Source organism: Faecalicatena orotica (genome assembly GCF_905197545.1).
Taxonomy (GTDB): domain Bacteria; phylum Bacillota; class Clostridia; order Lachnospirales; family Lachnospiraceae; genus Faecalicatena_A; species Faecalicatena_A orotica.
The window spans coordinates 110,600-130,424 of the sequence record NZ_CAJJZH010000006.1; the positions used below are offsets into that span (position 1 = coordinate 110,600).

Below are 19,825 nucleotides of genomic sequence, written 5' to 3' on the forward strand. Positions count from 1 at the left end.
TTTCTTCTCATAGCATACCAGACTGATTACGCCCGGGAACCGCTTTTTTTGAAGCGGGCATGGTCAGATTCTTTTTATGTGTTATCAGGAGCCGCAGGAATTGACTTTTCTGCGGCTTTTATAATGCATGCAGGGCATGACGGTCCCTGCTGCAACACATCAAAGAACCGACAAGGAGGTATGTTTATGTCCAGAATTCAAGTATCTGATTTAACCTTTGCTTATGAGAGCAGTTATGATCCTATTTTCGAACATGTATCTTTCCAGGTCGACACAGACTGGAAACTTGGCTTTATTGGCCGGAACGGGCGCGGGAAGACTACTTTTCTGAATCTGCTTCTGGGAAAATACGATTACAGCGGACGGATTTCCGCCAGTGTTGATTTTGAATATTTCCCTTATCCTGTAAAAAATCCTGACGATATGACTCTGCAGATTGTGGAGACGATCAATCCCACGTCTGAGAGCTGGCAGATTATAAAAGAGCTGAATCTTATGGATGCTGATCCAGGAGTTCTTTACCGGCCCTTCTCGACGTTAAGCAACGGCGAGAGGACCAAGGTGCTCCTCGCTGCACTTTTTTTAAAGGAGAATGCTTTCCTGCTCATCGACGAGCCGACAAACCATCTGGATATCAGAGCCAGAGAAAAAGTGGCCGGATATCTGAACACCAAAAAAGGCTTTATACTCGTATCGCACGACCGGACCTTTTTAGACAAATGCATTGACCATGTTCTTTCTATCAATAAGACGAATATTGAAATCCAGAAAGGGAATTTTTCCTCGTGGTATGCGAATAAAGAAGCGGCGGATCAAATGGAAAGAGAAAGAAATGCACAGCTAAAACAGGATATCCGCCATCTTGAGGAAGCCTCACGCCGGACAGAACGATGGTCCGATCAGATAGAAAAGACCAAAACTGGGACGCGGGTAGCCGGGCTGCGGCCGGACAGGGGACATATTGGTCATCAGGCCGCAAAAATGATGAAGCGCTCAAAGTCCACACAAAAGCGGCAGCAGAATGCAATCACTGAAAAACAAGGGCTGCTGAAAAACATAGAAACTACAGACGATTTGAAATTAAATCTGCTTTCGTACCACACCGATGTACTGCTTACAATGGAAGATATTGGCATCTGCTATGGTGAAACGCCGGTCTGCCTGAATATCAATCTTACGATAAGAAAAGGGGACCGGATCTGCCTGCGTGGGAAAAACGGCTGCGGCAAGACAAGCCTGATCAGGCTGATACTCGGAGATCCCATCCCCTATACAGGCACCTTCCGCCTCGGCAGCGGCATCAAGATCTCTTATATCTCTCAGGATACCTCCTGGCTAAGAGGAGGACTTACTGATTTTGCAAAAGAATTTCGGCTGAATGAAACTATTTTCAAAGCGCTCCTAAGAAAACTTGACTTTGACAGGATTCAATTTGAAAAAAATATGGAGGAATTTAGCGAAGGCCAGAAAAAGAAAGTCCTTCTGGCCAAGAGCCTGTGCGAACCTGCACATCTGTTTATATGGGATGAACCATTGAATTTTATCGATATCTTTTCCCGTATGCAGATAGAGGCGCTCTTGACGGAATACCAGCCTGCCATGCTGTTCGTGGAACACGATGAATCCTTCCAGCAAAAAATCGCAACTCAAATTATTGATGCTTCTAAAAAAGATGAAACGCCTAATATGTGATATTCTGAATATATCATTTTTAAAATTGTGAAATAATCTTAAGCCACCCACAGCATCTCCCAAAATAGTGTATTTTATACTATATAGGGAGGTGCTATGATATGGATCTTTCCTTATTACAGGAAATTCTTGAAATATCGTCATAGTTATTTTTTTCGGTAGCTTGGATAAATATCTATTTCATTCATGTACCGACGTGCCGTATGTCGATCGGCATGATAATCGCACTTTTTAATCTGGGTCGACATTTGTCTGGCCTCCCTGTTGGATTGTTAGTATGAAGAATATCAATAATCCACCAATCTGCAATGTATAATAATTTTTCTGCTACATTTTAAAATCACAATTCTCTATTCCTCACTTCAACAACCATTAATGTAGCTGCTAACTGATCTATGTATTCTGAAACTGCTGCTTGATTATGTATATCCAGATTAGCGTTCCATTCATCAAAAAGAAATAGTTTCACTTGACTTTGAATATTATTCTTAATAAGTTCTTCTATGTTCGCTTTAAATCTCTGACCAGTAGAATACTCTTTCACATCGCTCTTTTCAAAGTAAAGTCGCGTATGATTTGGAAAAAGATATGCATCATTACCGAAATATTCTTTTATTAGCATTAGTAATGTAGTTTTCCCACTTCCATTTTTCCCTTTTATAACCACCCTTCCAGATTCACCATTATTTACACATTCCACTAAAAAGTTCATGCATTCTTCCAAATTACAAAATATATACTCTCGTCCACAAATAGAAAAAGAAATATTATTCCATTCTATTGTTCCATAATATTTTTCGGGATGCTCTACTTTTTTCAAAGCATCATTGATATTATTTATCTTTTCCTTAATCCCAACAAGTTCTGTAAGATATTCAATCACAATGCTTAAATATTGTATATTACTAACCTGTCTTGGCAATGTTACAAGTATGGCCGTTAACATCCCTACACTATTCAAATTATTCAAAATCATTTTTACAGTTACAAAAATTATCGGTATAATGCTTCCAGCCATAATGAGAAAGGATATAAAATTATTAAGTATATTATAATTCACTTCTGCTTGTTCAGCTTCTTTCATTTTTGCTTTAAATGACTGCATCCATTGAGACCAGTTATAACGATTGCCGATTAAAAGAGTATCCCATCCATCAAACATTGCCCCCTGCACACTGCTCTGAGTAACTTGTGCAACACTACTTTTTTTTCCAATAATTTTTTTTGTCGAAAACAGACCAACCGCAATAACACATGCGGAACAAATATATGCCACAAAAAATCTGATATTTAAAGATAATCCTATTACTAAGATATTAAATAAAACATTTAGAACTGTAGCAGAGAAATCTCCCACAAAAGCATATGTTTCTTCAATGACTTGCCATGTTTGATTATGAAAAAAGGATTGTCTCTTTTTACAAAATTCATGATTTGTCTTTAAAAAAGGGTAATTATACAAATTTTTTTCATATAAAGAAACATAGCGTTTAAAGGATGCATATTTTGCCTTTATCATACATTTTTGCTTAAATATTCTTGGAACAAAAACAATAACAAGAGATATTACAAACTCCCAAAACCATATTAAACCATGTTCATCCATAATTCCTGTTCCTAGTTTAATCATACAAAAAGTTGAAAAAGCAACTATTATCTGCTCTAATACTACAAAAAACAAAAATGTACCACTATGTTTATTTAAAAAGTTCCTCATTTCTACATAATTCCTTCATATAATTTTTTAAACTTAGGTTTAAAAATCCGATTGATAAAATCATCAAACGAGTTTTTTTCATAAATACAAGCCTCATTTTTACGATATTCTTTTTCTAAAATACATCCTCCTCCACAGAATCCCCTGATTTCAAAATGAATGCATTTTGGATCCGAAAAGACATTTTGGGAGAAATTATCTCTCTCCAAATATGAGGAATATGTTGTATCATCCAATTTTCCAAGACTATATTTTCTATTAGCAACTGTCGTTATGCAGCGGTATGTATTCAACTCACTATCTACGTAATATCCTAACAATATTGGTGATGTTGACCACCAATATTGATATTGCGCTTTCCCATATTCATTTTGATTATAATTCATACCAATTTGTTCTGACAAATATTCAGTTTTATTTCACCAATTTCTTTCGAAAAATGATTTTCTACAATTTTTAATTTTCAAATTTTTCATTATAATTAACAATATTACGTTACCATATATTGTCACATATGTATTAACCACATAATACTCTCATAAAAAAATGTATTCAATGTTAATTTTTCACAAATTCAGTCCTCTATATCTGTCTATTTTTTAACATTCTTTTCTTAACTTTCCTTGACAAAATAATATTTTTATCTATACTTTATCACCTTATATGCAGCCCTCTTTCTTCACGTATATTCTGAGGATACGAACAAAAACGAGACTATCATAAGTCGCTAAGGGAGCCATTTTATGTATTCCATAGATCAAAAAGCAACCTCACTAGACGTATTTCACCAAACAAATTCTGTTTCTAAAACGGAACAGGAATGGGTACAGATGCTTCCTAACTACAAAGCCCATCCCCCCCGTCCATGTAACGACTGAAAATGTCTGCTACTGAGCAAACAGCGATAACTACATTTCGTTACGTAAAAATGCTAATAAAACTAGCTGCAATGCTGATAAAATCAATGATTTTCAGTTGTTTTTTATACCTCCGTGCATGAAACGTCGGAAAATGGTATTATGAAAGAAGTTAAACACGCAAAAGAAAAAGGACGCGATGAGCCAACAAGAGGAATTGTTCGACTGCGGAAGATGACAGAGAAATTACAGGGAAGGATCCACTTTTTACCAAAGACATAAATTTATTTACACTACCGATAAGCAGGCACATACGGACTGTGCAGTATATGCACAGTCCGACTAAACAATTACTACTTTTACTCAAATAAAGAGAGAACCGCACTCTTTGGTTTTGCTCCCATATCCTTTTTAGATACATTACCGTCTTTAAACACGATAAAGGTCGGAATACTCATAACGCCATATTTCTGGGCGATCTCCATCTCTTCATCTATGTTCAGTTTGCCAACCTTTACATCTGACTTTTCGGATGCAATCTCTTCGACTACCGGTCCCATCATCTTGCATGGACCGCACCAGTCTGCGTAAAAATCAACCAGCACCGGCTTATCTGACTTTAAAACTTCCTGTTCAAAATTTTCTGTTGTAAGTTTCACTACTGACATTTTTATTTCCTCCTTAGATATATGAATTAAGATTTGTTGACTATGGTTACAGTATACCATGAACACTAGGTTCGAAAGAACCTCACCAAGTGTTCAGGTATGCATTTTCACTAAGCTCGATAAGACCTCGCTAAGTGTAAATAGTATATCACATTCCCGTGTTTCTTCTGTGACAAAATCACAAAACGATCTTTTAGTTACTGCGGGCTCCCGAAGGATGCTCACCGCAGCCCTTTTTATACTTTGCCCAGTTTTGCTGCATCCAATACTTCAATATGCCCGCGGGTCAGTTTTACGAGACCGTCCGTCTGAAATTGTTTCAGAAGTCTTGTTACAACCTCCCTTGCCGTACCGAGATCGCGTGCAAGGGCATCATGTGTGATTGCCAGTGTATCTGAACCGGCAAGCGCCCGGTGTTCCAGAATCGCATCCGCAAGTCTCGACGCGACATTTGAAAACACATATTGGTTAAACAGCCACATGATGTCCGAAAACTTTTCAGATATCATCTCCAGCGTATAATCCTTAACCTTTGCATTCTGGTCGCTGATTTCCTTGTACAGGCACTTGGGAATCGTACAGATTACGGAATCCTCTTCCAGCTCCATATCCAGTTCAATGTCCAGACCTTTCATCATGCACGCCGCGCTTAAGATGCTGACATCTCCATCGAGCAGGCGGAACAGCGTAATCTCACCGCCACCGGGAGATGTAACAAAGACCCTCGCCTGCCCCTCTTTGATAATCTGCACCCCGGCACATTCCTTGCCGCCATAATGGAGCATGGTCCCTTTTTTCACAGAACTTTCCGTCACCTTTTCAACGAGTGCGTCCTGCTCACTCTTTGTAAGTTCTTCCCAGAAAGGAAGAGTCTGTTCCAGTAATTCTCTCATTTATACCTCACCTATACCAATCCTTTTATTACTGCTCATATGCTGCCACAATCTCCCTCACTTTAGCGGTTACATAGCCGCTTCCGCCCTTATCCTTGACGTCCTCTACCATTCCTGCAACGACTACCGGTTTCGCGATATCCTCTGTTGTTTCACACACAAACCATCCACGCTCCACACCGTCGGTATCATCCTGACTTTCCTTGATCTCAGCAGTCCCGGTTTTTCCGAGCATCGTCACGCCGTCTATCTTGGCGCTGGCACCGGTTCCTGACGGATTCTCAATCACCTGGATCAGGTCATTTTTTACAAGTTCCGCCGTCTCTGCTGAAACAACATTTTTCTTCCATATCTTGGGCTGTGCATTATCTTCATATAAAATCGTCGGTTCAATCATACTGCCGCCATTGACAAACATCGTGTACATAGACACCATATGGATCGGATTTACCAGAAGCTGCCCCTGTCCGTATCCTGTGTCAGCCAGCTGGATTTCGGAATCTATCTTGTCATCATCGTCATACTTTGAACTGACAATCCCCATCTCAAACGGGATATCCTCATCAAATCCCATTGCCTTGAACTTCTCTTTCAGGGTATCTTCACCAATCATAAGAGCTGCCCTTGCAAAATAAATATTATCCGAGTAAACAAGTGCATTTTCCAGATTTACTTCCTGCCCGTAATCTGTCAGCGTCGTCACAAAATAGTCTCCCCAACTCGCATCTTTCTGCCAGCTTAAGCCTACATACCCCAGATTTTCATCCGGTTTAAGCTTCCCGCTGTCCACGCCGATCGCCGCAGTCACGGCCTTAAAAGTTGAGCCCGGAACCCATGTATTATACCATCGGTTGGTGAGAGGTTTATTCTTGTCATCGTTAAGTTCCTTCCAGCGCTTATCGGACATGCCCATGATAAATTCATTCGGGTCATATCCCGGCGTGCTGACCAGCGCGAGCACCTCCCCGTTTTTTGGATTCATGGCCACCGCCGTTCCCGGGTCTGAAGCAAACTGCTGGTGTGCATTCTTCTGCATCTGTGAATCAATCGTAACCTTGACATCCTTCCCGTTCTCGGCAGGCTTCAGGGCCAGCGTTTCTATTTTCACACCATCGGCATCCACAATATCGATTGTGCATCCGTCAACGGCCCTCAAGTCATCCTCAAGCGCCCTCTCCAGACCTGCTTTTCCAATCACGCTGTTCTCATGATACCCTTTCCCTTTCAGCTCTTCCAGGTCTTCTGCTGTCACGGCCTGAACATAGCCCGTCAGGTGCCCAGCCGCATCCCCGAGTGGATACACACGTTCTTCTTTATCATTAATCATGATGCCTGCAATCTTCAAAAGCGCCTCTTCCGTGGCAGAGTCTTCCTTCCGAATCTCCTTCACAGGAACGAATGAATCATCCTTCACATAAGAAGCTCCCAGCTTCTGGTTGATATCATCTGCAGTTATTCCGAGAATGTCTGCAATCTTTTTCACGGACTCATCCTTATTATCTCCCAGCTTGCCCGGCACAATCCCGACCTCTGACACAATTCCCTGCCCTGCAAGCATCTGTCCGTTCCTGTCCAGAATGGAACCCCGGACCGCCGGTTCTGTATTAATCTGTACCTTGTACTCATTCTTAAGGGACGGAAAGATCAAAGTAGAATCCCAGTCAATCCGATAATATTTATCCTCTTTGACCAGCTTCATTTTATTGTCAAAAGAAATCTCATCCGCCGAAGTCTCCATGACCGTGGAATAGGAAACATATGCCTGTTTCTTCCCATCCTTTAACTCAGCATCCCCTTTCACTTTAACCTGAATATCAGATGCTTCAATTCCATCATAAATATTCTGGTTGCGCGTCACAAAGTCTTCCTTGGAAATCTCCTTTTTCGAATCTTCACTCAGCATCTCATACATCTTTTCGTACTTTCCCTGATTCAGGTACGAAAAATATTCCGCCACAGTCTCCTCAGGTGTGGCCTTCATCTGGAACATCTTCCAGACAAAGAAACCTGCCACAGCCGCCACCACAAGTATCACGATGATAACCACCGGCAATATCCACTTTTTCCTGTGGCCCCTGCTATTCATATTTCCTCTGCTGCTCCCCTTATGGTTCTTCTTTTTAAGATAATCTTTCCTGCTCGCCAAAACGCTCCCCTGCCTTTCTTTGAAACACATCTCCATGCAAACTATATTTCTAATATTACAATTGTAATCTTTGTCTGTCAATCAGAAGCGCCAGAATACTCAAAATTATTTATGAAAAGAAGAAAAAATCGCAGCGGATGAAGAGTGAAACGCTGTTACTTAAACAACTTTCCGGGCGGACCGCACCATCCTCAAAATGATGTAGTAAACTCCGCCGCTGCCCCTTCGGCCGCTGCGCTTTTCGTTAGCAATCCCTTACGCTTCGTCGATCGCTTTTCCGATATCGTGCCTCATGTATTTATTATCAAAATGTACCCACTCCGTTGCAGCATATGCATTGGCGCGTGCTTCTTTCAGGTCTTTTCCTTTCGCGGTCACACCGAGGACGCGTCCGCCGTTTGTCACGATCTGGTCTCCATCGAATTTCGTTCCTGCATGGAAGCAGTAATATCCTTCATGCTTCTTGAATTCATCCAGCCCCGTGATCGGCAGCCCCTTTTCATACTTAACCGGGTAACCGTCAGAAGCCAGAACGACGCATACAGCGGCATTATCTTCAAACTGCAGGTCGATCTGATCCAGTGTCCCGTCGATGCACGCCTCAATCACATCGATCAGGTCGTTTTTCATACGTGGAAGAACAACCTGTGCCTCAGGATCCCCAAAACGTGCATTATATTCCAACACTTTTGTCCCGTCCTCTGTCAGCATCAGGCCGAAGAAAATAATCCCCTTAAATTCCCTGCCCTCTGCTGCCATAGCATCGACTGTTGCCTGATATACATATTTATTACAGAAGTCTTCCACTTCCTTCGTGTAAAACGGACTAGGGGAAAATGTTCCCATTCCTCCCGTATTCAGCCCGGTATCCCCGTCTCCTGCACGTTTATGGTCCTGCGCAGAGGTCATGGTCTTAATTGTCTTGCCATCTACGAAAGAAAGCACGGAAACTTCACGGCCTGTCATGAATTCTTCGATTACCATTTCATTCCCCGCTGAACCGAACTTCTTATCCAGCATGATTGTCTTCACGCCTTCTTTTGCTTCTTCCAGCGTATTGCAGATCAGCACACCTTTGCCGAGTGCAAGCCCGTCGGCCTTTAAGACAATCGGGAACTTTGCATTCTCCAGATAAGCAAGTGCTTTGTCCGGGTCAGTAAAGTTTTCATAAGCTGCTGTTGGTATATTGTATTTTTTCATCAGGTCCTTTGAAAATGCCTTGGACCCTTCCAGGATTGCCGCATTCTTACGCGGTCCGAATGTCCGGATGCCTGCCGCCTCCATCTCATCGACCAGCCCTCCGACCAGCGGATCATCCATGCCGACGATCACGAGGTCAACCGCCTTCTCTTTTGCAAAAGCAACCAGTCTGTCAAATTCCATCGCGCCGATATCCACACACTCTGCATATTCTGCAATTCCTGCGTTGCCCGGTGCACAATACATCTTCTCAACCTTGTCGCTTTTTGCAGCACTTTCTGCAATTGCATGTTCTCTTCCACCGCTTCCTACAATCAATACCTTCATGGCAGCCTCCTCTATACTTTGTATCTTCTTTTTCTTGTCATCTGTTATCATAAGTTACTCTGCGATAATCGTCCTGTTGTCCCTGACAGTTACTTTCCCGTTTGCAATCAGGTCGATTGCCCTCGGCAGGATCTTCCACTCAGCCTGTTCCATCACCCGGCGCTGCAGGATCTCAGGGGTATCCCCGGCTTCCACTTCCACTGCCTTCTGCAGGATAATCGGTCCGGTGTCCGTCCCCTCATCCACAAAATGCACCGTCGCCCCGACAACCTTCACACCGCGTGAAAGCGCCGCCTCGTGAACCTTCAGCCCGTAATATCCCTTTCCGCAGAATGACGGAATCAGGGACGGGTGAATATTGATCATACGGTTTCTGTATTTTTCAATCATAGCAGCAGGAATCACGACAAGGAAACCTGCCAAAACGATCAGATCCGGTTCAAAACTATCTACAGCCTCGAGAAACTTCTCATTGAAAAGCTCTCTGGAGGCATAATCCTTCGGCGATACACACAATTCCGGAATTCCGTTTTCCTTCGCACGTTCCAGAGCATAAGCATTCTTATTGTTGCTGATTACCCCCGCGATCTCTGTGTTGGAGATTGTACCATCCTTAACACCGTCGATGACCGCCTGCAGATTCGTGCCGCCCCCGGAAACGAGAACTACTATCTTTAGCATAAGCTGACTCCTTTTTCACCTGCTTCGATCTGTCCGACTACATACGGAGCTTCCCCTGCTGCCTTGATGGCATCCATTGTCTTCTCTACGTCAGCCGCATCCACTGCAAGAATCATACCGAGTCCCATATTGAAGGTGTTGTACATCATCTGTTCTTCGATATCCCCGTCCACGGATAACATCTTAAAGATCGGCGGGATCGGGTAACTGTCTTTCTTAATAACAGCATGTGTATCATCTTTCAGCATACGGGGCACATTCTCATAGAATCCGCCGCCTGTGATATGGCTGCATGCCTTAATCGTAACGCCTGCCGCTTTTACGCTGCTAAGCGCCTTTACATAAATCTTGGTCGGAGCCAGAAGTGCCTCGCCCAGCGTGCATCCCAGACTGTCATAATATGTATCAAGCGCTTCTCTCTTCATATTGAATACTTTTCTTACAAGTGAAAAACCATTGCTGTGTACACCGGAAGAAGCCATACCGATCAGGACGTCCCCTGCCTTTAAGTCTTTTCCTGTAATCAGGTCTTTTTCATCCACTACACCTACTGCAAATCCTGCAAGGTCATATTCATCCACAGGGTAGAATCCGGGCATCTCTGCTGTCTCTCCGCCGATCAGGGCAGCATTGGACTGTTTACACCCGTCAGCCACACCGCTTACGATTGTCGCAATCTTCTCCGGTTCATTCTTGCCGCATGCAATATAATCAAGGAAGAACAGCGGTTCCCCGCCTGCACACGCAATATCATTGACACACATTGCAACACAGTCGATCCCGATCGTGTCATGCTTATCCAGGATAAATGCCAGTTTCAGCTTTGTTCCTACACCATCCGTACCGGAAACAAGGGTCGGTTTCTCCATATCCTTAAACTTTTCCATAGAAAATGCCCCAGAAAATCCTCCCAGATTCGTGAGTACTTCCGGCCTCATAGTCTCCTGCACATGCTTCTTCATAAGCTCTACTGATTTGTAACCTGCTTCAATATCAACGCCCGCGTTCTTATAATCCATACCTATTCTCCAATCTGTTTTTTCACACGCCAAAAACCGCCTGTCCGACGGTTTTTGGTATTTTATCTATTCTTATTTCTGCGCCAGATAAGCTTCGTAGCCGATTTCATTCAGCTTTTCGGCTTTGCCCTGAACCGTCTCCTTCATCTCTACAGAGTATGCTTTCAGTTTTTCCAGAAGCTCTGCGTCTGATGTTGCGAGAATCTTTGCTGCCAGAATTGCGGCATTCATTCCGCCGTCAATAGCAACTGTTGCCACAGGGATTCCCGGCGGCATCTGAACGATTGAAAACAGTGCATCTTCTCCTGCCAGATTCTTTCCTGACATCGGAACACCTACAACCGGCATCGGAAACAGTGCTGCGCACATTCCCGGCAGATGTGCTGCCATGCCGGCACCTGCGATGATTACTTTGATTCCTTTTCCTTCTGCTGCCTTGGCCCACTCAAAGAATACATCCGGCTCGCGGTGTGCGGAAATGATCGTCATCTCATAATCAATCCCCAGCTTCTCCAGCATGCCTGCGGCTTTACTCATGACCTTCAGGTCAGAGTCGCTTCCCATTACAATTCCTACTCTTGGCATATTTTATCCACCTTTCTCATTTGGTATTTCTTTTATACATTAAAAGGCTTATTCAGGTCCTCTGTTCCTTCCAGTACAAACCTTCCGTCTTTCAATAGTATAATATTTTTTCCTTCTTTTGTCACTACACTTATTTCTTCTAACTCTTCATAAGGTATGGTTATATCTGTATGGCACTGGAAGTATGCTTTTGCCGGGTCTTCCCTGCGCAGAACGGACACTGAATTATCTTTTGCCACAATTTCTTTTCCATTGGGATTATAGACTTTCACGTCCTCGCTCCAGCTGTAGCATGTATCCCCCACCGCAAAATGTGGTCCCATCTTCTCAGCGATCAGGATCGGCATCTTATCTTCTATACCAAACTTTTTAGCCGCCACATAGGCAGTCGTATTTGTTCCGACTGCAAACTCACCAAGCGGGAGTGTCTTATGGTTATGCAGTACATTTTCATAGATATACTTTTTGTTATCTTCTTCTTTCTCGAAATTCGTACATGTATAATCTTCGATCATCCCGTCTTTGAAGACGATTTTCAGATTCCGGTACTGCAGTTCATTAAGGTACACGCGGCTTACATGCAGTGTCCCTTCCGTTCCTTCCAGAACGGGCGAGGTAAATACTTCCCCTGCCGGTATATTGACATCCGCCACGCAGTTCTCGAATATCGTCTCTTTTTCAGGGTCATTCAGATGGAACAGCCTGACTTTCAGATCCGTCTCGTTTCCGCCTTTCCCGAGAATATGGACGTATTCTCCCTGATCCAGCGCATCAATCAGTGTCTGCTGGACCTTCTCATAAAGTGAGGCATCCAGAGTGTTGATACGGATCACCTCATCGAAGATGGCTGCATATTCGTCCCCGATCTCCGGAACCGGATAAGCGATGATTGTGAAACTGCGCTCTTCGCCCTTGATATACTGGTTCGTCAGCTGCCCTGACTTGCTGTCATAGAGAAGAGACAGTGAACGCTGTGACTCGCTGTAACCAACGGCCTCCGGTTTCGCTTCCGGTGAAAACGGCTTCTCCCCGAATATCTCCATTACGGCAGGGCCCGCAAACTGCGCTGCCTGCTCTTTGTTTTTCTCATAAACATTCCGGATGACATCCAGCTTTCGCTCAATATACCGTTTATCCATAAACAGTGCCTGATCCGAGCGGTGGTCATATTCATATTGTTTATTTGCGATTGCACCGTAGTAGCCAACCTTAAATTGTTCTTTTTTCGTAATCACACTGGAAGAAGCGCGGTAAATCACCGGTTTCAATCCCATTTTTTCAAAATTACGGATTGCCAGCCTGACTACTTTTTCAAAGCCAAGGCTGTAACGGATATTAACAACTGACTTTTTGGACAGGTCTTTTCCGGTATTGATAAAGCCAACCCGATAGCCTTCCGTGTAGACATCCGCCATCTTCTGAAGTATATCCCCGCTGAGGCTTTGCAGATGTCTGGCCGTTCCAAGCTCATTTTCCGTAATATATTCACCGAAGCGGTACAGGTATCTTTCATCATCCAGATCCGCATTCATGATAATGTCTGCCGCAAAGGAATAATCCGGCCAGATCTGCTCTTCAATACGGTCCGCCAGAAATACATCGCAGTAATCACTGGCATACCAGTAGATAATCTCCTTCAATGTCTTATATTCCGGAAGTTCTTCTGTTTCGAAGCAGTTGTATACTTCGATAAACAGCTCGTTCAAAATCGTCAGGTAATCCATCCGGTTCTCAAAGACATATGGAATTCCCCCGCGCATTTCTGTATACAGCATACTCAGAAGCTGTCCATACTCTTCGCCAAGCAGCCGCACCGCATATGCCGGGTCTGCATAACTTGTTTCATACCGCCCCTCCAGAATATCCGCATAGAGCGCCTGGTTAAAGTTCTGCATCGTTTCAATACTGGCTTCCTCCCACTGCCCGCTCTCAATCTTCCTGCGCACAGCTTCCAGTTCCAGCAAAAATGCACTCACAGCCTGAAAATACGGGCGGAACTGTACCCCGGCAGTCTCCTCCGCCGCAATCTGCTTCATCCTTTCTATCGAAAGCTCATGCCTCTCCTGACACTGTAAATTTCTCTCTGCCTGCCATTCCTTCCACACCATTTACTTTAGCCCTCCTATAAATATCGTTAACAGCCCCAGCAGGATGACGATATTCCCCGCCAGTCCCGCCTTACAGGTAATATAATTTTTTTCTCTTTCACGCATTCCCTTAATGGATGCCCGTATTCCCAGAACTGCCAGCACGGCCGACAGAAGGCCGAACCCTCCCAGAAATGCCCATGTCTTTCCACGCATGATGAACGCAACGAGGATACAGCTCAGAATCAGTGCAAAGGATGCGCCTGCATACACACAGGAGTAGATTCCCATACGGGAATGTTTCATTTTCGCCTGTCCGTATTTCCTCGATCCTCTTTTTTTACGCCCTTTCTCCTGTTCCTTCTGCCTGTCCCTAGCGTCTTTTTTTCCTGCGCCCATTATGCCGTCTCCTTATCATATTGCAAATTATGAAAAAAATATACCCCAGCAAGCCTCCGATTGTATTCAGCAGGATATCATCCACATCAAAACTGCCTACTTTTGTGATCAGCTGGAAAATCTCCACACAAAGGCTTAGACCGAAGCTGTAAAATAGTGTCATGAAAAAACCTCTGGCCCTGCTGGCCATTGAGATAAAAAATCCGTATGGCACAAATATCAGTATATTCCCGAATAAATTAGTGAATACCGCGAAGGCTCCCAGTTCTTCCCGGTATTCAATGAATCGCTTTATCTCTTTAAAAAGTATCAAATTATACCGGTATTCCACATAGACACCGGTACGGCCGTACCAGTCTGAAAAAATCAGAAAGTACAGGAGGAAGAAAATGTAAAGTACAAACATCACCTTCCCCATTGTACGAAGCTTCTTAACTTGTTTCTGGCTCAAATTTCTACCCCTTTATACTGTGCACACCTGAAAAATGTGGACAGTAACCTTATTCACGATACATTCTGAACTTAGAATGTAATTTCATTCTTGTTCTTCAGCAGACGTGCCCCATTGATAATCGTAATGATGCCTGCCGCAACGCCTGTCACAATCATAATAATTCCCAGTACAATGCTCCCTGCTCCTGCAGTTGACATTGTCTTATAAGCCTTTTCCATCTTGATTACCTCCTAATATTTATGCTGTCTGTCCCGAAGTTACACTATTTTACGCCGTATTCCTCATAATATGCATCGATCGCTGCCTTTAATGCATCATCGATAATCACCTTGCCTTTGTACGGCCTGTTGTACAGATGTTCAACCACTTCCGCCATTGTTACGATCGCGGTAGTCTCAAGTCCGTACTTCTCCTGAATTTCGGCCAGGGCGCTCTTGTCCCCCTGCCCGCGTTCCATCCTGTCCACAGATACGACCAGTCCGATCGGGGATACATTTCCCTGTGCCTGAATGATCGGAAGCGTCTCCTGAATGGATGTCCCGGCAGTTGTAACATCCTCGATAATTACGACCTTATCTCCATCCTGAATCGGGCTTCCCAGAAGGATTCCCTTATCGCCGTGGTCTTTGACTTCTTTTCTGTTAGAGCAGTATTTAATATCTTTGCCATAAATTTCGCTGATTGCAATTGTAGCTGCAACGGTCAGTGGGATTCCCTTGTATGCAGGTCCGAACAATACGTCGAAATCAAATCCAAACTTCTCGTTGATTGCCTTTGCATAGTACTCGCCCAGCCTGCGTAACTGTGCCCCTGTACGGTAAAAACCTGTGTTTACAAAAAACGGGGTTTTTCTTCCGCTCTTTGTCACAAAATCTCCAAATTTTAATACTTCACAGTCAATCATAAATTCAATAAATTCCTGTTTATACTGTTCCATGATGGTTCTCCTTCTATTATATAACTTCTATTTTACAATCCCTGTCATATCCTGTATGTTTTCAAAATGATATCGTTCCATGTACTTTTCAATGCCTTCTACGATTTCCATTGTTGCCGCCGGATTAAAGAAGTTTGCCGTACCGACCGAAACCGCGCTGGCACCGGCAAGGATGAATTCCACCGCATCCTCATATGTGGAAATTCCGCCCATACCGATGATCGGAACCTTCACGGCATTTGCCACCTGATATACCATTCTTACGGCAACAGGTTTTACTGCCGGGCCTGACAATCCACCAGTCTTATTGGCGATTGCAAAGGTTTGTCTGTGAATGTCTATCTTCATCCCTGTCAGTGTGTTGATCAGGGAAAGCACATCCGCCCCGCCGGCCTCGGCCGCTTTGGCAGTCTCGGTAATGTCTGTCACATTCGGACTCAGCTTCATAATGACTGGCTGTTTCGCATATTTTTTCACTTCTCTTGTAATATCTTCCACTGCCTTCGGGTTCTGGCCGAATGCGATCCCGCCTTCCTTTACGTTCGGACAGGAAATATTGATCTCCAGCATATCCACGGGTTCATCTGCCAGACGCTCGACGACTTCGCAATATTCTTCTGTGGACTTTCCGCAGACGTTAACGATGATCTTCGTATCAAACTTTTTCAGGAAAGGGATGTCCCTCTCACAGAATACATCGATTCCCGGGTTCTGCAGGCCGATTGCATTCATCATGCCGCCGTAAGTCTCCGCGATCCTCGGTGTCGGGTTCCCGGGCCACGGCACATTCGCCACGCCCTTTGTCACGACAGCACCGAGACGGTTTAAATCTACGAATTCACTGTATTCTTCCCCCGAACCAAATGTCCCTGAGGCCGTCATAACCGGGTTCTTTAACTCAACACCGGCAAGATTCACTGTTGTATTCATTAGATTTCCACCTCCGTTGACAAAAATACCGGGCCGTCTTTGCAGACGCGCTTATTATGGACATGGCTGTGGCTGTCAATCTCTTTAGATTTGCACACACAGGCCAGACAGGCACCAATCCCGCAGGCCATCCGTTCCTCCATAGATACATAGCATACAATGTTTTTTTCTTCGGCATACTGTTTAATTGCACGAAGCATGGGAGCCGGTCCGCATGCATAAATAATATCCGCTGACAGGTCATTTGCAACAATTGCATCCATAACATTTCCTTTTGTTCCCGCGCTGCCGTCCTCTGTTGCAACATAGAAATTACCGCAGATACTGAACTCATCTGCTAAGAACTGTTCATCACGGTAACCCATAACAAGTACTTTCTCTGTATCCAGCTGTTTTGCCAGTTCGAGCATCGGCGGCACCCCGATTCCGCCTCCGATAAGCATTGCCTTTTTCCCTTCCGCTTTATCCAGAGGGAAACCATTTCCCAGAGGGCCCAGAATATCAATCCAGTCTCCCTTGATAAGTTCAGAGAATTGTTCTGTCCCCGTCCCTTCCCCGGTCACCCGGTATACGACGCGGATCAGCTTTCTGTCCCTGTCGATTTCACAGAGGCTGATTGGGCGTGGGAGCAACTTGCTCCCGTCTTTTGTATACATAGAGATGAACTGTCCCGGCACTGCCAGAGACGCAATCTCTTCTGTCTGAATCCACATACTGTAGATGTCTGCCCCAATATATTCCTGAGAAACGATCATGGCAGATTCTTTACGTTTATTAGACATTGTTGTTCTCCTTTTACCTGTCTTTATCTTCCCGCCAGTGCCTGGCTGATATCAGATACCATCGCTTCTACGGCAGCTCTGGATGCATCCCCGAAATTCGCCGGTCCAAACTTCGCATAGGCTTCCTGCTTATAGGCTGCAATAATACCTCTGGAAGAATTAACAATTGCCCCGAGTCCATCCTCATTGAAGAAATGAACAAGGTCCTTGCCCTGTCCGCCCTGCGCGCCATAACCCGGCACCAGAATATAAGACTTCGGCATCACCCTGCGGAGTACTTTCCCCATCTCCGGGTAAGTTGCGCCGACAACAGCACCGATATAGCTGTACTCGTCTCCCATGCACTGCTCGCCCCACTCTGCCACCTTCTCGCCGACCAGCTCATAGAGAGGCCTGCCGTCGATTAACTGGTCCTGAAACTCTCCGCTGGAAGGATTGGATGTCTTCACAAGAATAAACAGCCCTTTCTTCTCAGACTTGCACACATCAATAAACGGATTCAGCCCGTCTGACCCCAGATAAGGGTTCACCGTTGCAAAGTCTTCATCAAACGGGACATATTCCTTGCTTCCCACTTTTACCCTTCCTAGGTGACCAACTGCATAAGCCGCTGAAGTCGAGCCGATATCGCCCCTCTTAATATCACCGATAACCACAAGATCTTTTTCCTTACAATAATCAACCGTCTTCTTAAAAGCCATGATCCCCGGCACGCCAAACTGCTCATACATCGCAATCTGCGGTTTCACAGCAGGAATCAGGTCATACGTCTTGTCCACAATCTCCTTATTAAACTGCCAGATCGCCTCCGCAGCCCCTTCCAGCGTCTCCCCGTATTCAGCAAACGCCTTCTTCTGTACATGCTCCGGAATATACGAAAGCATAGGATCCAAACCAACCACAATCGGGGCACCCGTCTTCTTAATCTTCTCAACCAGCTTGTTAATCATGAAAAATCCTCCTAAATTATCTGAATGTTCTGAAAACGGACCGCAAAAGGGTCAGACCCCTTTGCATTCCATTTTTTATTTTGCATATACAATTGCTCCATCTACGATGGTGTACAGTACTTCTCCCTTTACCGGGTATCCGTCAAACGGTGTGTTCTTTCCTTTTGACAGGAATGTATTCTTATCGATTCTGTATTCTGCGGCCGGATCGAAGACTACGATATCGGCCGTCTTTCCTGCGGATATTGACCCTTTGTCCAGGAGTCCGAGTATCTGCGCGGGATTGTAGCTCATCTTCTCTGCCATCTGCATGGGTGTGAGTACTCCCTTTTCTACCAGTTCTGTATAGGTCAGGCATGCGCTTGTCTCAAGACCGACGATTCCGAAAAATGCTTTTTCCATCGGGAGGTTCTTTTCTTCCTCTGCATGCGGCGCATGGTCTGTGGAGATCACATCCATGATACCGTTCTTTAAGCCTTCCCGCAATGCTTCCACATCTTCCGGTGAACGAAGCGGCGGGTTCATCTTATACTGGCCGTTGTTCTCCTTTATATCATCTGTGGATAAGATAAAATGGTGCGGGCAGACTTCTCCGGTTACGGGAAGTCCTTCTTTCTTTGCTGCGGCTATCATCTTCACGCTGTCTGCCGTGGAGCAGTGGCACAGGTGCAGGCGGACGCCTGTCTCTTTTGCCAGCAGGATGTCTCTCGCAACGATGACATCCTCAACCGCGTTGCTGATCCCCTTCACGCCCAGTTCTTCTGCCTTTGCCCCGGCGTTCATGACGCCGCCTTCTACCATATTAATGTCCTCACAGTGGGCGAATACAGAGATTCCATTCTCTTTCGCTATCCTCATGGCCTTTCTGTACAGGGAGGCATCCATGACGGACTTTCCATCTTCACTGATGGCATGGCATCCGGCTTCCGCCATTCCCTTAATATCGGAAAGTTCTTCTCCCATCTCCCCCTTCGTGACAGCTCCAAGTTGTATCACATGGACAGGAGATTCTTCTGCCGCCCTTCTGTGCAGGTCAGCTACCATCTCTTTCATATCAGTGACGGGCTTCGTATTCGGCATCGCGCACATGGTTGTAACCCCGCCGCGCGCCGCGGCCCTGCCGCCTGTTTCCAGTGTTTCTTTATGTGTCAGGCCCGGGTCTCGTAAATGCACATGCAGGTCAATAAATCCGGGCATAACATAAGAGCCGGATGCATCGATCGTCTGGTCTGCCGTCTCCTGAATACCCTCAGCAACCTTCACGATCCTGCTGTCTTCCACGAGCACATCACTGATGCCGTCCAGCCCTGTAAATGGATCTAAAACGTGTCCGTTTCGAATCAATAATTTCATATTGTCTTGTCCTTCCTCATTTCTATAACACATTTGTATATATAGATTTATAATACCACAAACAGCGCAAGTAATACAATCCAAAATCAAAGTCCCAAAACCGCATATTTCCGTCAAAAAAGCATAAGACGCAGTCCCCTTCCGGCGA

19 protein-coding genes are annotated in these 19,825 nt (G+C 44.7%); 1 reads left to right on the plus strand and 18 read right to left on the minus strand.

The window, feature by feature from the left end:
• The first annotated feature begins 186 nt into the window (after window positions 1-186).
• The gene (abc-f, locus tag ABIN22_RS13795) at window positions 187-1,692 is read left to right on the plus strand and encodes a ribosomal protection-like ABC-F family protein (RefSeq protein ID WP_346909362.1); all 1,506 of its coding nucleotides are present in this window, start codon (window positions 187-189) and stop codon (window positions 1,690-1,692) included.
• A gap of 340 nt (window positions 1,693-2,032) precedes the next feature.
• Here abc-f and ABIN22_RS13800 read toward each other — a convergent pair whose 3' ends face one another.
• From ABIN22_RS13800 to ABIN22_RS13885, 18 genes are all read right to left on the minus strand, one after another.
• Window positions 2,033-3,373: a hypothetical protein gene (locus ABIN22_RS13800; RefSeq protein WP_346909364.1), complete on the minus strand. Its 1,341-nt coding sequence runs from the start codon at window positions 3,371-3,373 to the stop codon at window positions 2,033-2,035.
• 38 nt (window positions 3,374-3,411) lie between these two features.
• Entirely contained in the window at window positions 3,412-3,813 is a 402-nt protein-coding gene (locus tag ABIN22_RS13805; RefSeq protein ID WP_346909366.1) for a hypothetical protein, read from the minus strand.
• Window positions 3,814-4,625: 812 nt separating this feature from the next.
• A complete protein-coding gene (gene trxA / locus ABIN22_RS13810) occupies window positions 4,626-4,934 on the minus strand; it encodes a thioredoxin (protein ID WP_109730977.1) in 309 nt (102 codons plus the stop codon).
• A gap of 236 nt (window positions 4,935-5,170) precedes the next feature.
• Window positions 5,171-5,827: a Crp/Fnr family transcriptional regulator gene (locus tag ABIN22_RS13815; RefSeq protein WP_346909368.1), complete on the minus strand. Its 657-nt coding sequence runs from the start codon at window positions 5,825-5,827 to the stop codon at window positions 5,171-5,173.
• A gap of 28 nt (window positions 5,828-5,855) precedes the next feature.
• Entirely contained in the window at window positions 5,856-7,913 is a 2,058-nt protein-coding gene (locus ABIN22_RS13820) for a penicillin-binding transpeptidase domain-containing protein (RefSeq protein WP_346909370.1), read from the minus strand.
• 315 nt (window positions 7,914-8,228) lie between these two features.
• Window positions 8,229-9,500 carry a phosphoribosylamine--glycine ligase gene (gene purD / locus ABIN22_RS13825; protein ID WP_118620068.1) on the minus strand — a complete coding sequence of 424 codons (1,272 nt, stop codon included), beginning with the start codon at window positions 9,498-9,500 and terminating at the stop codon, window positions 8,229-8,231.
• A 54-nt stretch (window positions 9,501-9,554) separates the two neighbouring features.
• On the minus strand, window positions 9,555-10,181 hold the full coding sequence (gene purN / locus ABIN22_RS13830) for a phosphoribosylglycinamide formyltransferase (RefSeq protein WP_118620067.1): 627 nt from the start codon (window positions 10,179-10,181) through the stop codon (window positions 9,555-9,557).
• Window positions 10,175-11,200 (minus strand): phosphoribosylformylglycinamidine cyclo-ligase, encoded by a 1,026-nt coding sequence (gene purM / locus ABIN22_RS13835; RefSeq protein ID WP_118620066.1) that lies wholly within the window; start codon window positions 11,198-11,200, stop codon window positions 10,175-10,177. Before purM ends, purN begins: the two co-directional genes overlap by 7 nt.
• 72 nt (window positions 11,201-11,272) lie before the next feature.
• A complete protein-coding gene (gene purE, locus ABIN22_RS13840; RefSeq protein WP_109730972.1) occupies window positions 11,273-11,785 on the minus strand; it encodes a 5-(carboxyamino)imidazole ribonucleotide mutase in 513 nt (170 codons plus the stop codon).
• Between the two features lie 32 nt (window positions 11,786-11,817).
• Complete coding sequence (locus ABIN22_RS13845) at window positions 11,818-13,893, minus strand: aminopeptidase (protein ID WP_346909373.1); 2,076 nt, start codon at window positions 13,891-13,893, stop codon at window positions 11,818-11,820.
• A complete protein-coding gene (locus ABIN22_RS13850) occupies window positions 13,894-14,271 on the minus strand; it encodes a DUF6142 family protein (RefSeq protein ID WP_118620064.1) in 378 nt (125 codons plus the stop codon). It lies immediately after the preceding gene.
• The gene (locus ABIN22_RS13855; protein ID WP_416388172.1) at window positions 14,246-14,689 is read right to left on the minus strand and encodes a VanZ family protein; all 444 of its coding nucleotides are present in this window, start codon (window positions 14,687-14,689) and stop codon (window positions 14,246-14,248) included. The genes ABIN22_RS13850 and ABIN22_RS13855 overlap by 26 nt, the downstream gene beginning before the upstream one ends.
• 104 nt (window positions 14,690-14,793) lie before the next feature.
• A complete protein-coding gene (locus ABIN22_RS13860) occupies window positions 14,794-14,943 on the minus strand; it encodes a hypothetical protein (protein WP_181368649.1) in 150 nt (49 codons plus the stop codon).
• A 44-nt stretch (window positions 14,944-14,987) separates the two neighbouring features.
• Entirely contained in the window at window positions 14,988-15,662 is a 675-nt protein-coding gene (gene pyrE / locus ABIN22_RS13865; RefSeq protein ID WP_109730968.1) for an orotate phosphoribosyltransferase, read from the minus strand.
• Window positions 15,663-15,689: 27 nt separating this feature from the next.
• A complete protein-coding gene (locus tag ABIN22_RS13870; protein WP_109730967.1) occupies window positions 15,690-16,592 on the minus strand; it encodes a dihydroorotate dehydrogenase in 903 nt (300 codons plus the stop codon).
• A complete protein-coding gene (locus ABIN22_RS13875) occupies window positions 16,592-17,374 on the minus strand; it encodes a dihydroorotate dehydrogenase electron transfer subunit (RefSeq protein ID WP_346909377.1) in 783 nt (260 codons plus the stop codon). The genes ABIN22_RS13870 and ABIN22_RS13875 overlap by 1 nt, the downstream gene beginning before the upstream one ends.
• A 23-nt stretch (window positions 17,375-17,397) precedes the next feature.
• Complete coding sequence (pyrF, locus tag ABIN22_RS13880; RefSeq protein WP_109730965.1) at window positions 17,398-18,324, minus strand: orotidine-5'-phosphate decarboxylase; 927 nt, start codon at window positions 18,322-18,324, stop codon at window positions 17,398-17,400.
• Window positions 18,325-18,399: 75 nt separating this feature from the next.
• Window positions 18,400-19,677 carry a dihydroorotase gene (locus ABIN22_RS13885; RefSeq protein WP_346909379.1) on the minus strand — a complete coding sequence of 426 codons (1,278 nt, stop codon included), beginning with the start codon at window positions 19,675-19,677 and terminating at the stop codon, window positions 18,400-18,402.
• Window positions 19,678-19,825 lie beyond the last annotated feature (148 nt).